The following is an 18081-nucleotide window of genomic DNA, read 5'->3' on the forward strand; positions in this document are numbered from 1 at the left end:
AAAAGGGTCTTCCTATTGGGAGACCCTTTTAGTATTTGTGGTAAAATAATAAGAGGGGAGGTTGGTCATGAAAAGAATTCTAATATTGTTAGTAGTTATTTTATTTACCTTGGTTGGATGTACTCAAGACAAAATAAAAGATAATCAAGTTTATGTAGTAGAAGATAATCCTAGTAGTGAGGGTGAAAATGTACAAAATGATTTAGTCACTAAAGGTCTTATACCTTTTGAAGAATATGAATACTCAAATGAAGATGAAGAATATGGTCAAATTTTATTAACAATTTCACCAGATAGCAATTATAAATATTATATGGAAATAGAACAAAATACAAAAAAGCATGAAATGATTAAGGGTGCAAATATAGAATTAGTTAAAATAATAAAAGTGAATATAAAAAATCAAGAAGAAAAGGTAATCGCGGAAAGTGTACCTTTTATTTCTCAAGTAAAATGGAATAAAGATGGAACTATCGTGGGATTTTGTGGTGGCGATAGATTAACGATATATGACACTATTAATAGTAAATTATTATTAGAAGAAAAACTTTTAAATGATGAGATATCTTATTTTGCGTGGTCACCTAAAGAAGTAAATAAATTATATACAGAACAATCAAGTTTAGCTAATGGTAGTATCTATTATACGGATCTGCAAAAGAAGCTTGAATCTTATGAAACGAAGGAAGATATTTATTATAAAGGAAATTTAGATAATAGATATCATTATGCAACGAAGTGGTTTGTTGTTGATGAAAAGGATAAATTAAAAACTAAAAGAGATAGTATAAATACAGTTGTAGTAAATGATAAGGGCTTAATTGTTAAAGGTTTAGGTGAGGGAAGATTTAGAGATTCTTATAAAAAGTCAGTAGTCAAAATTGGTGAAAATGGCTTTGGTTTATATTATATTAAGGATATAAATAATCCTGGGAAAACTAAAAAATTAACTAAGGAATACATTTACGATGTAAAATTCGTAGGTGATGGAAAAATAGCTTATCTTGTAGATGACAAGGATATTAATAAAAATTATTTTCTCTTAAAGATAATTGATAAAAATGGCAATTTTATTGATGAATTTGAAGTTTCAGGAGGAAATCTAGCTTTAGCACCTAATGGAAAAACAGGTTATATTGGAGGACCTTTATTAGAAAAGATAAACTTTGAAACTAATGAAATCTCGTATAAAAGAAATATAAATGATTATAATCAGGAAAAAAATCATCAAGCAAAAGTATTTAGAACAATAAGAGGAGCTATGGATACACTGTATCAGTTTGAATTGTCTAACAAAAAGAGCTATGAGGCAGTAGAAGAGTATTATATTGATAGCTTATCACCCGAACAATGGGCTTATTTTGATTTAAGTACTAACTTTAAAGAAAATAATGCACTTGTTAAAGAAGAAGCTTATAATTTAGAAATACTTATTAAAGAAGTAAAGGATGATTTTAAAACTAATAAAGCTTCTTATTTAATTAGGGTAGAAGCTAAAGATGCCACAGGACAAGAACAAGTAAGAGAACATTCTTTAGAACTTTTAAAAAAGGATAACAATTGGTATGTTACAGGAATGAGTACCTTTCCTGATAGCAAAGAAAGATATATTGTCGAAAGAATTGTAAATAAATATGTGGTAGATGCTCAAAAGGGAAAACTGTTTCCTAAAGTAATAGAAGATAAAGAGGTAAGTGTAGGACAAGTTCAATTTTGGAGTGCTAGTATGCCTCATTTAGCATCAAAAGTATCTAATGCAAGTTATGCTAAGGTGTATTTAATCGTAGGGAATCAGAAAGAAGAAATTTATAAATTAGTCCTCGAAAAGAAAAATAAAACCTGGAAACCAATAGCTTTAGAAAAGGAAAATTTGAGTAGCTTGTTACCTTGAACACAATAGTAAAGAAGGATTTTAGCTAGTTTTAGCGAATATATTTTAAGAATAACTTGTCATTTGACCACAATCCGTTATTGGGTTGTGGTTTTTTTAAGGAGAGAAAAACATGAAAACTGTCATTATAACCAATGGTGATATGAATAATTTAGATTATTATAAGGAAATTATCCAGAATCAAGAATACATAATCTGTGTGGATGGTGCAATTAGGTATTTATTAAAAATGAATATAAATCCTGATATTATTATAGGTGATTTGGATTCGACTGATCTAGAGTTTCTAGAAGTAATAAAAGCAAAGAATATTCCTATAGCTAAATATCCCAGTGAAAAGGATGAAACTGATACAGAGCTAGCTATTATGTTAGCCTTGGAAAAGAAAAGTAGTGAAATTATATTATTAGGTGGAGTGGGTAGTAGGATAGATCATTCTTTTACTAACTTTACCTTGATGGCTAAAACTGCAGAAAAGGGAATTAAATGCAGGATAATAAATGAAAAAAATGATTGCTATTTTGTGAAAGATTATATTTCTTTTAAGAATATTGATAAAGGTTACAATGTATCTATAATTCCAGTAATTGGTGACATAATAGTAAAAGAGACTGAAGGGCTTTATTATCCCTTGAAAAATGAGGTATTAAGTTTGGGTAGTTCTAGAGGGATTAGTAATGTAGCCTTAAAAGAAAATATAGCAATTACTATAAAAGAAGGAATGGCTATGATAATTTTAGCTAAGGATTAGGAGGACAATTTATGTCAAAAACAATTGATAAGTTAATTCCTCTGGGATTTAGCATATTTATTATTTTAGTTTGGGAGATTTTTGTCAAGGCCTTACAGATTCCAAAATGGATTCTACCTGCTCCAAGTATTATTATTAATAGTTTATTTAGTAATTTACCTTATATGTTTAATCACACAATAGCAACTCTAGCAGAAGCTCTTTTAGGGTTTGTTCTAGCTATAATTATTTCTTTTATAATTGCATTTTTAATGGATAGTATTTCTTTCATAAGGAAGGCAATATATCCACTTTTAATAATTTCTCAAACTATTCCAATTATTTCAGTTGCACCTTTATTTATAATTTGGTTTGGTTATGGAATTTTACCTAAAATTATAGTAGTTCAGCTTGTTTGTTTTTTCCCAATTGTTATTAGCCTTTTAGGAGGATTGGCCTCTGTGGATGATGATCAGATTAATCTTTTAAGATCAATGGGAGCTAGTAATTTAGAATTATTTAAAATGGTTAAACTTCCAGCCAGTATGCCTAGCTTTTTTTCAGGCTTAAAAATATCAGCCTCATATAGTATTATGGGCGCAATTATAGGGGAATGGTTAGGAGCAGAAAGAGGTTTAGGGGTTTTTATGACTTTAGCGCAAAAATCATTCCAAACTGAAAAGGTTTTTGCCGCTATTTTAATTATTACTGTCCTAAGTTTAGGGATATTTTTAGTTGTGTCAATAATGGAAAAAATAATTATTCCATGGAAAAATTAAAGGGGGTCAAAAGATGAAAAAATTAAGTATTTTATTAATTTCGTTATTAGCTTTATCTCTTTTTGTTGGTTGTGCAAAAGAGGAAGTAAAAGAAGGTCAAAAGGCTGATACAAACAAGGCTACTTTAATGCTTGACTGGTTTCCAAATACTAATCATACCGGTATTTATGTTGCTAAAGAAAAAGGTTTTTATGAAGCTGAAGGATTAGACATTAATATAGTTCAACCACCTGAGGGTGGTACCGTGCAAATAATTGGAGCAAAAAAGGCTGAGTTTGGTATTAGTTATCAAGAAGAAGTAACGAATGCTAGGTCTGAAGAAATACCTGTAAAGGCGATAGCAGGTGTTATCCAACATAATACTTCAGGCTTTGCATCTCCTATGGTTAAAAATATTAAAACTCCTAAGGATCTTGAGAATAAGGCGTATGGTGGTTGGGGAACTCCTGCAGAAACTGCCATGATTAAAGCTCTCATGGAAAAGCATGATGCTGATTTTAAGAAGGTTAAAATGATTAATATTGGCAGTGCTGATTTTTTTACTAGTGTCCAAAAGGATGTAGATTTTAGCTGGATTTTTTATGGATGGACAGGCGTTGAAGCTGAACTTAAAGGGATGGATTTAAATTATATTAGCTTAAATGAAGAAGAACCTATCCTTGATTTTTACACACCAGTTATAATTATTAATGAGGACTTGGAAAAGGAAAATCCTGCATTAATTAAAAAGTTCCTAAAAGCTACTTCTAAAGGATATGAATATGCAATTAATAATCCAGAAGAAGCAGCAAATATTCTTGTAGCAAAGGTACCAGAATTAGATAAAGATTTAGTAATCGCAAGTCAAAAATATTTAAGTGAAAAATATCAGGGTGATGCTGATAAATGGGGAATAATGGAGGAGGGTAGATGGGAAAACTATGCTAAGTGGATGTTTGAACAAAAGCTCATAGCCAAAGAAATAGATTCAAGCAAAGCCTTTACAAATGAATTTTTACCTAAGGAGTAAAGAGTGGATAAAATAAAGGTCACAAATATTAAAAAAACATACGAAAATCTAGATGCTATTAATAATATTAGCTTATCTGTAGCTAATGGTCAGTTTATCAGTATCTTAGGCCCTAGTGGGTGTGGTAAAAGTACTTTACTTAATATTATCTCTGGGCTTGAAAAGCCAACTTCAGGGGACGTATTAATTGATGGTGAAAGCTATATTGGGAAAAGTGGCCGAGTAAGCTATATGCATCAAAAGGATTTATTACTTCCTTGGAAAAACATCATAGATAATGTTAGTATACCCTTGGTGCTTCAAGGATTAACACGCGAAAAAGCAAGAAAACGGGCAATGACATATTTGGATGATTTTGGATTACGAGGTTTTGAAAAGGTTTTCCCAGGGCAGTTATCAGGGGGTATGAGACAGAGAGCAGCACTGCTTAGAACCTATTTATTTAAAAGTGATGTTATGCTTTTAGATGAACCTTTTGGTAGTTTAGATGCAATGACAAAGAGAAAAATGCATTTATGGTTAATGGATATATTTAATAATTATAAATCATCTATTATATTTATCACTCATGATATAGATGAAGCAATTTTTCTATCAGATAAGGTTTATCTTCTATCTGAAAGACCAGCCGAGGTGAAAATAGAATTAGATGTAGATCTTGAACGTCCAAGAAACAATAAAACCTTTTCTAATCCTAAATATATTATGTTAAAAGAAAAAATACTCAATATTCTTTAAACAAATTAACCTCTGATTAATCAGAGGTTTTTTATTATAAAAATAAATTTAAGAGGGTTGCATATTTATTAGCTGTAATGTATAATTATACAAAAATACACACGAGGTGTTATTATGATTAAGGCAAGTATAATTGGTGCAACAGGATATACGGGACAAGAATTAGTAAAGATGTTATCAGGACATCCTCATATAGAAATAGTGGGTTTAGGTTCAAAAAGTTATGCAGGTGAAAATTTTTCTAAGATATATCCTCATTTTAGAGGGATAGACCTTATTTGTGAAAATCCAGAAAATGATGAGATAATAGATAAGGCAGACATTATCTTTTTAGCTTTACCTCATGGTTTATCGGTTCCATATGTAAAAAAGGCTCTCGAAAAGGGTAAAAAGGTAGTTGATTTAGGAGCGGACTTTAGAATAAAAGATCGAGATATTTATCAAAGTTGGTATAAAACACAAGGTCCTGAAGAGGATTTGTTAGAAAAGGCAGTGTATGGTCTGTGTGAAATCAATAAAGAGAAAATTGCTGGAGCACAGATAGTGGCTAATCCAGGATGCTATCCTACTACAATTTTATTAGCTTTAATTCCTTTGTTACAAAAAGGTGCAATTAAAAAGCAAAACATAATTATTGATAGCAAATCTGGAGTAAGTGGAGCAGGAAGGTCTTTATCTTTAAATACTCATTTATGTGAAACTAATGAAGACTTAAAGGCCTATGGATTACCTTTACATCGTCATATTCCGGAAATGGAACAAGAGTTATCTTTAAATGCTGAAGAAGAGATTAATATTACCTTTACGCCTCATTTAATTCCTATGACGAGAGGAATGTTAAGTACGATTTACCTAGAGTTAGAAGAGGGATTTACTGGAGAAAAAGTGCATAGTTTATTAAAAGAATTTTATAAAGATAAGCATTTTGTGAGAATTATAGGTGAGGGAGAAAGTCCTCATACTAAATGGGTGTCAGGAAGCAATTATTGTGATATAGGTATATTTAGTGATCCAAGAAATAATAGAATAACAATTTTATCAGCTATAGATAATTTAATTAAAGGGGCTAGTGGTCAGGCTATTCAAAATATGAATATTATGTTTGGTCTTGATGAAAAGGCGGGCTTACCTTTATGGGGGATGTATCCATAAGAGATGGGGGTAAATAAATGTTAAGTTTAGCAACCGAAAAAGCAGAAGTTTTAATAGAAGCTTTACCATATATTCAAAAATTTGCAGGAAAAACAGTGATAATTAAATTTGGTGGTCATGCCATGGTAAATAAAGAACTTGAAAAAATGGTATTACAAGATATTATTCTTATGAAATTAGTTGGCATGAATCCTGTAATTGTCCATGGCGGGGGACCAAGTATAAATACCTGGTTAAAGAAGGTTGGCATTGAGTCGAATTTTGTAAATGGACTTCGTGTTACTGATGAAGAAACCATGGAAATTGTTGAAATGGTGTTGTGTGGTAAGTTAAATAAAAGCCTAGTTAGTTCTATTAATGAAATGGGCGGCAAAGCTATCGGCTTATGTGGTAAAGATGGTTCATTAATAGAGGCTGAGCCTAAAAAGGCATTAGTCAAATCTAAAAATGGAGTGGAAGAGGAAGTTGATTTAGGTTTAGTAGGTGAGATTACTAAAGTTAATCCTAGCTTAATTCATACTTTAACAAATGAAGGGTATATACCTGTAATATCCCCTGTCGGTATTGGATCTAAGGGAGAAAGCTTAAATATTAATGCAGATCATGCAGCAGGTGCTTTAGGTGGATCTCTAGGTGCTCATAAGCTAGTCTTATTAACCGATGTAGAAGGAATTTACTTAGGTGAAGATAAAGATTCATTAGCTTCTAAACTATCTGCACAAGAAGTTAACAAGTGTATAGAAAGAGGAGTAATTAACGGTGGCATGATTCCTAAGGTAGAAAGCTGTTTAAAGGCTTTACAATGGGGTGTAAAGCATGTTCATATTATTGATGGACGTAGACCTCATTCTGTATTATTAGAGATATTTACGGATGAAGGTATTGGTACTATGGTAGTAAAATAATAGAGTTAGAATATTTTAAATAGTAAGAGGGTACAGTTAACATTTTAATTGTTAACTGTACCCTTTTTGCGTGAAATTACTTATTTATTTCTTTATCCAGAAGGAGGTTGCATAAAATGACAAATTAACACAAATTATCCTAGAATGAGCTTGACGTTTTATTGAAATTTGCATAATATAACATAAGCGAAGATTCATAGGGTAATTTTGCTAGATATTCAAATTGCCCCTAAAGGAGAGGAAATCATGTTTGGTTTTAAATCCAAAAATACAGAAGTAAAAGAACAAAGGATGCAAAACTTACTTAATAAAGATATTATATTAAAAGCAATCACCGAGCTTGCTAATGGCAAACCAAACTATCTAAAAGGAGAAGATTTAGGCTGCCCCGAAACTGCAAAGATGTGGAATTCCCTGATAGATAGTATGGTAACTGAAAAACGTAAAAATGCAACAAATATAAATAAATTATTACAACAAGTAACTAGAATGGATATTATTAATGATATGATTAAAAGTGTTAATAACCAAGCAAGTTCCCTCCATTCTATGGTAGCTAGTAGTGAAGAACTAAGTGCTTCTATTGAAGAGGTTACGGGTATTTCACAAGAAATAGCAAGCCATACCCATATTACAAGGAATAATGTTGAAACTGGGGTCGTGAATATTGAAAAAGCAATGGATTTTGTGATCGATTCTTTTGAAGAAATTAAAATAATTAATACAGAGATGAATCAGGTAGAACAGAAAACGGAAGCAATTAATCAAATTATTGATATTGTTAAGAATATTGCCAATCAAACAAATTTATTAGCCCTAAATGCAGCTATTGAAGCGGCGAGAGCTGGTGAGCATGGCAGGGGATTTGCAGTAGTGGCTGATGAGGTAAGAGAACTTGCCGATAGGACAAAGGTTTCAGTTGAACAGGTGCAAAAAGATATCAAGGAACTTCAGGGGGCTATTGATTTATCTGTAAAAAGAATAAATTCTACTTCTGCTCAGCTTGAATCAGGTAAAACTTTAGTAAATGATACCATCGTTACAATTCAAGGAATAAATGATTCCATTCAAGAAATTGATAAAACTGTAAATCAAGTAGCAGCAAATGCAGAAGAACAAGCAGCAGTAACAGAAAGTTTTACAGAGGGTACGGTTGATATTTCCAATGAATCGGACTATTTAGCCAAAACTTGTAGAGATACAGGCTTAGCTATTTATGAAGTAAGTAAAGACCTAGATAAATTTAGATTAGATTTAATCCAAAATAGAAACTTTTTAAAAGATGCAGATATGATGGAGGTCTATAAGACAGATCATTTATTATGGAGATGGCGAGTGTATAATATGCTCTTAGGTTTTGAAAAGGTAGACGTAAATGTTGTTAGTGACTATAAAAATTGCGGTCTTGGAAAATGGTATTATGGAATAGAGTGCGATAAGATAAGACATATTAATGCTGTTAAACAAATGGAAAAACCTCATATAGAACTACATCAAGCCGCAAAAGATGCTGCAATTGCTTTTAATAATGGAGACATAGCGGAAGCTGAAAGGTCACTTGCAAGAATGGATGAGTGCTCTGTAATTGTCTTTGGTTATATCGATGAAATTAAAAAGGTATTGATGAAAGATTAGGTAAAATAACAAATAAAACAGTATTTAGATAGGAAGTGCACCGTAGATATCAGGAGACAATAATCTAATATCTACGATGCACCTTTTTGTTCAAATCCTATTCATTAATTTTAACAATCCATGAATTACAGCTTGAGGAGATGGAGGACAACCTGGAATATATAAATCTACGGGTAATATTTTGTTTAAGCTTTCAAAATTACCATAACAATCTTTAAATATTCCACCATCATAAGCACAACTTCCCATGGCGATTACCATTTTAGGCTCTGCTGTAGCATCATAGGTTTTTAAAAGAGCATCCTTCATATTAAGAGTAACAGGTCCTGTAATAACTAACCCATCGGAATGTCGAGGAGAAGCTGCTACCTTTATGCCAAATCTGGAAGCGGCATAAAAGGTATTTTGGGTAGCTGCAAGTTCTAACAAACAAGCTTCACAAGATCCTGTATCTACAGAACGTAACACTAAAGAACGATTAAATTTTTGATAAATTTTCTTTTTTAGTTCTAAGGCACTAGTTTCTAAATCATTAAAATGAGCTAGTTTACAATCATTTAACATAGTCAGTGCATTTTCGGGACAAGTCGAGATACAGTTACGACAATAGATACAATGATCTTGATTAACTACGATTTTCGCGTTCTTAATTTCAATTGCCTTAACTAAACAGCTTTTTTGGCACTTGCCACACAAAGTGCATTTTTTTTCATCAATTAATAGTTCCCCATAAGAATGAGGATTTTCATATAAGACATTTTTAACAGTTTCAGTTTTATTTTTTAATCTATCTAATAGATTTCGCATAATCAATTCCTACCTATCATTTTCAGAATATGACATATTAAAGGATTTATTACAAAGCGGAAAATCAGGTACAATTTCCCCAAGGACAACTTCAGCTAAACCATGAAAACTAGTAAAAGAAGGGGTTTTAAAGTAGAGGCGATTAAATTTATTGTCTTTACCAACTTGGCCATAAACCACTAGTTCGCCTTTAACTGTTTCCACAGCTACTATTGCTTCCATTCCTTCTTTAAGATTTAGAGGGGTCTTTTTCCTTTTAAGATCAGTCTTAATATAAGAAGTGGCTTTTTCTATGAACTTAAAAGAATCTTTAATTTCCTCAATTTTAATTTTATACCGTTCAAATGCCCCGCCAATTATTTCGGTATGATTACCTTCTTTTAATTCAGGGTATATTTCATAACCAAACTTTGTACGAACATCGGTATTAAGGCCACTAGCCCGTGCTACTACACCAGTTAAACAAAACTTCCTAGCTGCATCTGTATCAAGCATGCCTGTACTTTCTGTCCTATCTAAAAAAGTAACGTTATCTGTAGCTAAATGAAAAATAGTAGTTAAGCGCACTTTAATACTTGTAAGGGTTTCTTTAATATCCATAATATCTTTTTGGGTAAAATCTATATTAGATCCTAAAGGAATAATAGCATTACGAATAAAGCGGCTACCGGTTACCCTTTCACATAACTGATGAATAATTTCTGCAAAATATTCAAACTTCTTTGCTGGATAGCTAAAGCCAACATCAGTGCAAATTCCCCCTATATCCCCTAGAAAATTATAGATTCGCTCTAATTCTAATAAGATAACCCTAAGTGCTTGAATTTCTTTGGGTGGTGTGTAATTAAGCATTTTTTCGACTAAGAGTGCAAAGCTTTCTCCATAACTTACAGAGCATTCACCTGATACCCTTTCGAAAACTAAATTAAGATTATTAGCATCTACATTTTCAGCTAATTTTTCAATGCCTCTATGTTTATACATTAATCTAACTTCTAGGTTTTCTATGTCTTCACCAATAGCACTAAAGCGAAAATGACCAGGGCCTATAATTCCTGCATGTACTGGTCCTGCAAAGATTTGATGGCCTCCACCGGTTACTTCTTTATAAGGATACCTAGAGAACTCATTACTCTCTTTTATCTTTTGACCAAAGGCAAATTCTTTACGTAAAGGAAAAACATCTTTAGGCCATTTTTCATGTTTTACTATAGGCCTAGTATCTAAACCATTTTTTATAGAGATACCATATAAATCACTAATTTCGCGTTCATATAAATAGCTTTGAAAAATTATATTTTGCAAAGAATTAAGTTCTTTTTCTGTAGGATAATCTATTTTCACAAAACAGGGACATTCTCTGCTTACAAATAAAATACTAATTATAAAGATATCCTTTTCTTGTCTTGCAAACTCCGCTAAAAATCTTATGCTAAATTCTTTGAGCAACTGATCGACTAGAGTTACTATTTTTTCCTTAGTTGTAGTAATATGAATCTCGTTTCCCAGGGAAATCGTTAAATCTAAAGCATTATCATATTCTTTAATTTGTCGACTTAAAACATCGATGTCCATAAGTTTACCTCCTTAACCACCGATTATAAGAGCAGCTCGATTGATAATAGTTAAAATAGGTTCTTTATAAGGTATGCTAATAAAAATCATTAAAATAAGTGTTAAGCATAAAGGGAAAATATTTTCATTATCTTTATACGATTTAGTGGATTCTTGTTCGCTGCTGCTAAAAATCATTTTTGTAAAGGCATTAATAAATCCTGAAAATACGAGTAGTAGACAGAGAACGTAAATAAAGATTGTAATATAGTGACCACTTTCAATGCCAGCTATTAAAATGAAGAACTCGCTATAAAATGAAGCAAAAGGTGGAACACCTGTAATAGCTAGGACCCCCAGTATTAAAAAGACTGCATTTTTAGGCATTGTTTTAATTAAAGTATGAATATTATTAATTCTTCTAGTTTTATATAGTCCGAAGATATTACCCAAGGTTAAAAATAATAAAGTTTTAGTAAAGGCATGAATTAAGGAATGTAAGAGAGCACCAAAGGTACCTAAAAATCCTCCGATTCCAATACCTAAAGACATAATTCCAATGTTTTCAACAGATGAAAAAGCTAATAAGCGTAAATAATTTGTTTGTCTTAATAAACTAAAGGCTGAAACTATTAAAGATATAGCACCAAAAACAATAAATAAATATTTTAAATTAATTAAACTTTCAATATTATTAACAATAGCATAAAATCTAATAATTACATAAAGAGCTAGATTGTGTAATACCCCTGCTAAAAGAGCATTAATTGGAGCAGGTGCTTCACTATGAGTTTGCGGTGACCAAGTATGCATAGGAGCTAGACCAGCTTTTGTACCAATTCCTACGAAAATAAATGTAAAAGCAACTAGTACTACATTTTTATCTAAGAACTCATAATTTTTCATTAAGTAATCCCAGTGGACTGCTTGATTTGGATCTAATGTATTAGCTGAATAAATAAATATTACAATTCCTACAAAGCCTAAACTTATTCCAATAGAACAAATAATTATATATTTCCAAGCTGCTTCTAATGATAGCTTACTTCTATTAAAACCAATTAAAAAGGCAGTAGAAATTGTTGTAGCCTCAATAGATATCCACATAGCTACAATATTATTTGTAATACTTGTTAGCACCATAGATAGATAAAAAACAACTAACATAAAATAAAAGAGTTTAGCATTAGCCAAATTAATAGTATCTTCCTTAATTTCATTTTTGAGATATTTATAGGAATAAATAAGAGAAATTAAAGCAACAAAACTAACAATTAATAGTTGAATAACACTTAAACTATCAATATAGATAAAGTCATTAAATAAGGTTAATGATTGATGGTGGTAGATATATTCAGTAACCTGTAATGTAATTATAGATATTGCAATAGAACCTAAAATATTAATAAGCGACATCCATTTTAACTCAGTAAATAATACTGTACCCACAATCATGATTATAAAAATAATACTCATTATGGAGATAAACATAACAACACCTACTATTCTTCAGGATTTGAAAAATGATCTGTATTAATAGTTTGGAATGTTTTGTTTATATGAAAAATCATAATTCCCATAATTAATGCTAAAAGCAATCCTTCTAGAATAATTACAGATTCAATTATTAAAGATATATGAGCAATAGAAGTTTCAATTAAAACAATTCCATTTTCCATCGTTAGAAAACCAATCATTTGCGTAATAGCCTTTTTTCTGGTAATGATTAAAAAAGCTCCAATAATCATTATTACTCCACCTGTTGTTAGCAGATAGTTATGTGCATCTTGGAGAAAATAGTAAGTCATTACGACTGCAAATGAAGCCAAAAAATAAGAATTAAATGGAGTAATCAAAGGACCTAGTTCACGATTATGTTTTAAATTTCGTATAGATGTTCTAATTATATAAGGAATAAAAATTACCTTAGTAATAATACCAAAGATAGCTAAGGTATAAAAATGACTCTCTCCCGTAGTATAACCTAGATAAATAGAAATACAACTTATCGCTAGCGACTGAAGAGCGAAGGTTTGGGTTAATAATTTTATTCTGCGAAAACCAGACATAAATATTGCTGAAGTAAGGATTATCGCAATCAAAATTTCTAATTGAGGTGTTTCTACCATGAGAATCCTCCTTTACATAAAATAGTTGATAGTTAAGGCTACCATAGCAACAGAAAATGCAGAGGCTAATAATTCAGGTACACGAAATAGCCTGAATTTAGCCATAGAAGTTTCTAAAATGGCGATAATAAACAAGATGCTAATTAGTTTAAGACTAAAGAAAAGCATCCCTTTAAAAATTGAGGCAATAGATAAAGATTCGGCAATTCCAAAAGGAATAAAGCCATTGATAAATAGGGTTAAGAAGATTATAAATTTTAAATAACTAGAATATTCAATTAGGGCTAAATCACTACCAGACAAATCAAGAACCATAGCCTCATGAATCATGGTTAATTCTAAATGTGTTTCAGGATTATCCACAGGAACTCTAGCATTTTCAGCTAAGATAACTATTAAGAAAGCAATCCCAGTCATAATATGAGCCACAGTATAGTTATTCAGCGTATTATTGATATGAGCTATTTCAAAAAAATTAAAGCTATTAGTTTGAAAATATAAAAAGGTGATAATCAAAAACACAACGGGTTCTGCTAAAGTAGAAATAAACATTTCCCTACTTGCCCCTAAGTCTCCAAAACCACTAGCGCAGTCTAAACCAAGCAAAACGTTTAAAAATTTCATAATACTTAATAAGAAAAAAATCATAAATATGTGACCAAAATAATTATGAGGTAAAGTATAAAAAACAGGAATTAAAAAAGCCGTGGTAATAGCTGCCGCAAAGGAAAGAACAGGAGTTAAGAGCGTTATAAAAGAACTACTGTCAGAAATAAATCTTCCTTTTCGAAACAATTTAATAAGATCAAAGTATATTTGAAGGATAGGTATCCCTTTGTAACCTCTTAAAAATGCTTTAAACTTTTTTAAGATAGCAATAAATAAAGGAGTAAAAAGTATTAGTAAAATACTTTGAAAAAAGCACATTAAACTATAAGTCATGAGAACCTCCTTAGATAAAATTTATAACCAAGATTAAAGTAACAATTAGAGAAACAAAGATATATAAAATATTTAACTGTATTCTACCGTAATTTACCTTATCAATAATTTTTGATAAGAAATAAATAATGCTAATGACACCTTTATAAATATAAGTTTCAATTATATCTATCGTTTTTTGTTCAACATGAACAGTAGTATCAATGGAAATTTCTTTCTTATATCCTACATAATTACCTAAAACTCTTGTTAGAGGCTGAGAAAAACCGTCTCCAGAATACTGTAATTTTGATGTTACATTATTAAAACCACAAGCCCAAGTTTTATTAGTAGATTTAATAGTTCGTTTATTAGTAATATTGGTTAAGACAAAGGTCAATAAAACAATGGCAAGAAATACAAAGATAACAATAGTTAATTCGTTACTTAATATTATAAGTGGTACATCAAAAGTAGTTTGTAAAATAGAAGATGATACAGTATTTGCAATTTTATTAACAGCTAAAGGAGCAAATAGTCCCAAAAGAAGAGCATAAAGACTAGTAATACCTAATGCAGAATTCATAGAAGGTGGAATTTTGTGAGTATCTATGGCTTTAGATGTCCTAGGTTCACCTAAATATGTTATCCCAAAACTTTTAACTGCCGCATACATAGCTCCTGCACTAGTAAGGGCTAAGAGAATTCCACATCCAATAATGAGAAAGATTAATTCAGTACTTGTTATAGAATTAAGTGCACTAATAAAGCTTTTAAAGATTAAAACTTCACTAGCAAAACCATTAAGAGGAGGTAAGGAAGAAACTGCTATTGTTCCGATAAATGCACAATAAGTAGCAAACTTCATTTTTCGCTGCAAGCCACCTAGTTCATCCATATTTTGAGTACCAGTACTATATATAACACTACCCACACTCATAAAAAGAATACTTTTAAAAACAGTATGGTTTAAGGAATGAAATAAAGCAGCGCTTAAAGCTATGATAGCTAAGATATGCTGATTTTCACTTTTAAATATTATAGAAAGCCCAATAGCTGCAAAAATAATACCGACATGTTCTGCGCTAGAATAAGATAACAATCTTTTTATATCCTTTTGCATAAGAGCATTGAGTATTGAATAGATAGCAGTAATTATTCCAACTATCATCACGATAAGGCCTAAATTAGAATAAAAATCTCCTATAAAATCAAAGCACACTCTTATAAAACCATAGATAGACATTTTGGCCATTAAACTTGACATAAGTGCAGAAACATTTGATGGTGCTGCAGGGTAAGCTTTTGGAATCCAAGCATGAAAAGGTAATAATCCTGCTTTTGCACCAAAGCCAAATAAGGCTAAAAAAAAGAGCAATGTTTGTTGACTGCTTGTTAAAAGGTTTGTTTTTTGGCTAATTTCAGAAAATTCAAATGAACCTGTGTACTTATAAAGGCATGCAAACATTACCATTAGAAAAAGTCCGCTGATATGTGTCATGATGAAGTACATGATTCCAGATGTAATGTTTGTGCTTTTTTTATATTCATAGATAACTAAGAAAAACGAAAGCGTTGACATTAACTCCCAAAAAACTAAGAAAACAATACTATTATTTGCTAATGCTACTCCTAGCATAGAAAGAATAAAAAGTAATGTCATGGCAAGTATATATTTAATAGAATATTCACCACTATATTGTTTAACAAATCCTATAGAGTAGATCCAAACAGGTATAGCAGTAAAACAGATTAAAAAGGCAAAAAAAATTGACAGATTGTCAGTTAATAAAAACATATATTTCTCCTTCCTGAAAAGTTTTTTCATAACAATTTAATTATATATTGTATTAGTAGGGTTACCAAGATTAAAATAACTTTAAATTAGGTATAAAACCTTGAAATAGACGGTGTAGAGTAAAAGGATAGTGAGTTGCTTTAATTACCTTCAAAATATTGCTGTTTTCATTAGTTTTAAACGATATTAAAAAGGTTTATAATATTCCCTACTTAATATTATAAATTAACAGTAGAAAAAACTCCATTGTTATAGTATAGTATATTAAAAAATCACTCTTTTATATAACTGAATCTTTTAAATAGGGGGAAAAGTTATGAATAGTCATCAAATTACAAAAGGAATTGCTAGAGCTCCTCACCGTTCGTTATTATATGCAACTGGTTATTTACCGGAGGATTTAGAAAAACCTCTAATCGCAGTTGTTAATGCTCACAATGAAATTATACCAGGGCATTTTCATTTAAATGAAATCACTCAGGCAGTAAAATTAGGTGTAGCAGCAGCTGGCGGAACCCCTATGGAATTCCCTGCAATTGGTATTTGTGATGGAATTGCCATGAATCATAGTGGAATGAGATACCCACTAGCAAGTAGAGAATTAATTGCTGATTCAATTGAAGCTATGGTAATAGGACATAAATTTGACGGTATGGTTTTAGTTGGTAATTGTGATAAAATTGTACCAGGAATGTTAATGGCAGCAGCTCGTTTAAATATTCCTTCCATATATATTAGTGGAGGTCCAATGCTTCCAGGTAGATATAATGGAGAAGATACAGATTTAATTAAAGGAGCATTTGAAGCTGTAGGTGCATGTGCAAGTGGTAAAATCACTGAAGATGAATTAGAAGAAATGACGCAAAAGGCTTGTCCTACTTGTGGAAGCTGTGCTGGAATGTATACAGCTAATACTATGAACTGCTTAGCTGAAGCTTTAGGTATTGCACTACCTGGAAATGGAACTATACCTGCTTCTTATGGGGCAAGAAGAGGATTAGCAAAAAGAGCCGGTCTTAGAATAGTTGATTTAGTGCAAAAGGAAATTAAACCAAGAGATTTATTCACTAAAGAAGCTTTTTGTAATGCAGTAACTTTAGATATGGCAATAGGTGGTTCAAGTAATACAGTACTTCATTTACTAGCTATTGCAAGACAAGCAGAAGTTGATTTTGGTTTAGAAGAATTTGATCGCATTAGTGGTATTACTCCAAATATATGTAAATTAAATCCTTCTGGAGAACATAGAATTACTAATTTATATGAAGCAGGCGGGATATCTGCAGTACTAAAAAGATTATTAGATGCTTCCTTAATAGATGGAAATCAAAAATCAGTTACGGGTTATACTATCGCTGAAAATGTGAAAGATGCTAAAGTTTTTGATGAAGAAGTTATTAGAACTTTAGATAATGCTTATTCAAAAACAGGTGGAATAGCGGTGCTAAGAGGAAACCTTGCTCCTGAAGGTGCAGTAGTTAAGCAATCGGGAGTGGCGAAGGAAATGCTGACTCATGAAGGACCAGCTAGAGTATTTAATTCAGAAGAAGAAGCCTTTGAATCAATTATGAGTGGAAAAATTAACAAAGGTGATGTAGTTGTTATTCGCTATGAAGGACCAAAAGGTGGACCAGGTATGAGAGAAATGCTAAGTCCAACTTCTTCAATAATTGGTCAAGGACTAGATAAAGAAGTAGCTTTAATTACAGATGGAAGATTCTCTGGTGGAACAAGGGGAGCAGCTATTGGTCATGTTTCTCCTGAAGCAGCTGAAGGTGGAACTATTGGCCTCATAGAAGAAGGAGATATTATCCAAATAGATATTGTTAATCGTAAGTTAGATGTAAAGGTTTCAGAGGAAGAATTAGTTAAAAGAAAAGAAAAGTGGGTAAAACCTAAAACTAATACTTTTGCTAATTCTTATTTAAAAAGATACGCAGCACTTGTGACATCAGCTAGCACAGGAGCTTCAATGAGAGACGATTTTGAATAAAAATATTAAATAATATAGAATATGGAAATGCTAAAGAAGC

The 18081-nt window shown here is 31.3% G+C and carries 15 protein-coding genes; 9 read left to right on the top strand and 6 right to left on the bottom strand.

Annotated features, from left to right (window positions below):
* Positions 1-67 precede the first annotated feature (67 nt).
* From B8965_RS07045 to B8965_RS12955, 8 genes are all read left to right on the top strand, one after another.
* Entirely contained in the window at positions 68-1891 is a 1824-nt protein-coding gene (locus B8965_RS07045; RefSeq protein ID WP_084053135.1) for a hypothetical protein, read from the top strand.
* Between the two features lie 112 nt (positions 1892-2003).
* Positions 2004-2642 carry a thiamine diphosphokinase gene (locus B8965_RS07050; RefSeq protein ID WP_084053136.1) on the top strand — a complete coding sequence of 213 codons (639 nt, stop codon included), beginning with the start codon at positions 2004-2006 and terminating at the stop codon, positions 2640-2642.
* A gap of 11 nt (positions 2643-2653) precedes the next feature.
* A complete protein-coding gene (locus B8965_RS07055; protein WP_084053137.1) occupies positions 2654-3400 on the top strand; it encodes an ABC transporter permease in 747 nt (248 codons plus the stop codon).
* A gap of 13 nt (positions 3401-3413) precedes the next feature.
* On the top strand, positions 3414-4409 hold the full coding sequence (locus B8965_RS07060) for an ABC transporter substrate-binding protein (RefSeq protein ID WP_084053138.1): 996 nt from the start codon (positions 3414-3416) through the stop codon (positions 4407-4409).
* A gap of 3 nt (positions 4410-4412) precedes the next feature.
* Positions 4413-5147 (top strand): ABC transporter ATP-binding protein, encoded by a 735-nt coding sequence (locus B8965_RS07065; RefSeq protein WP_084053139.1) that lies wholly within the window; start codon positions 4413-4415, stop codon positions 5145-5147.
* A gap of 114 nt (positions 5148-5261) precedes the next feature.
* Positions 5262-6299, top strand: a complete 1038-nt coding sequence (gene argC / locus B8965_RS07070; protein WP_084053140.1) for an N-acetyl-gamma-glutamyl-phosphate reductase — start codon at positions 5262-5264, stop codon at positions 6297-6299.
* 17 nt (positions 6300-6316) lie between these two features.
* Complete coding sequence (argB, locus tag B8965_RS07075) at positions 6317-7204, top strand: acetylglutamate kinase (protein ID WP_084053141.1); 888 nt, start codon at positions 6317-6319, stop codon at positions 7202-7204.
* A 246-nt stretch (positions 7205-7450) separates the two neighbouring features.
* Positions 7451-8839 (top strand): methyl-accepting chemotaxis protein, encoded by a 1389-nt coding sequence (locus B8965_RS12955; RefSeq protein ID WP_084053142.1) that lies wholly within the window; start codon positions 7451-7453, stop codon positions 8837-8839.
* A 90-nt stretch (positions 8840-8929) separates the two neighbouring features.
* Here B8965_RS12955 and nuoB read toward each other — a convergent pair whose 3' ends face one another.
* The 6 genes from nuoB to B8965_RS07110 are packed head-to-tail and all read right to left on the bottom strand — an operon-like array spanning position 8930 to position 16048.
* A complete protein-coding gene (gene nuoB / locus B8965_RS07085) occupies positions 8930-9646 on the bottom strand; it encodes an NADH-quinone oxidoreductase subunit NuoB (RefSeq protein ID WP_084053143.1) in 717 nt (238 codons plus the stop codon).
* Between the two features lie 9 nt (positions 9647-9655).
* Positions 9656-11221 (bottom strand): NADH-quinone oxidoreductase subunit D-related protein, encoded by a 1566-nt coding sequence (locus tag B8965_RS07090; protein ID WP_084053144.1) that lies wholly within the window; start codon positions 11219-11221, stop codon positions 9656-9658.
* A 12-nt stretch (positions 11222-11233) separates the two neighbouring features.
* Positions 11234-12676 carry a proton-conducting transporter transmembrane domain-containing protein gene (locus B8965_RS07095; RefSeq protein ID WP_159446303.1) on the bottom strand — a complete coding sequence of 481 codons (1443 nt, stop codon included), beginning with the start codon at positions 12674-12676 and terminating at the stop codon, positions 11234-11236.
* 26 nt (positions 12677-12702) lie between these two features.
* Entirely contained in the window at positions 12703-13329 is a 627-nt protein-coding gene (locus B8965_RS07100) for a hypothetical protein (RefSeq protein WP_084053146.1), read from the bottom strand.
* Between the two features lie 12 nt (positions 13330-13341).
* The gene (locus tag B8965_RS07105) at positions 13342-14271 is read right to left on the bottom strand and encodes a respiratory chain complex I subunit 1 family protein (RefSeq protein ID WP_084053147.1); all 930 of its coding nucleotides are present in this window, start codon (positions 14269-14271) and stop codon (positions 13342-13344) included.
* Between the two features lie 10 nt (positions 14272-14281).
* Positions 14282-16048, bottom strand: coding sequence for a proton-conducting transporter transmembrane domain-containing protein (locus B8965_RS07110; protein ID WP_084053148.1), 1767 nt, complete (start codon positions 16046-16048; stop codon positions 14282-14284).
* Between the two features lie 316 nt (positions 16049-16364).
* Here B8965_RS07110 and ilvD point away from each other — a divergent pair, with 316 nt between their 5' ends.
* Complete coding sequence (gene ilvD / locus B8965_RS07115; protein ID WP_084053149.1) at positions 16365-18041, top strand: dihydroxy-acid dehydratase; 1677 nt, start codon at positions 16365-16367, stop codon at positions 18039-18041.
* The last annotated feature ends 40 nt before the right edge of the window (positions 18042-18081 follow it).

Origin of the sequence: Desulfonispora thiosulfatigenes DSM 11270 (assembly GCF_900176035.1) — a bacterium.
Taxonomy (GTDB): Bacteria; Bacillota; Peptococcia; order Peptococcales; family Desulfonisporaceae; genus Desulfonispora; species Desulfonispora thiosulfatigenes.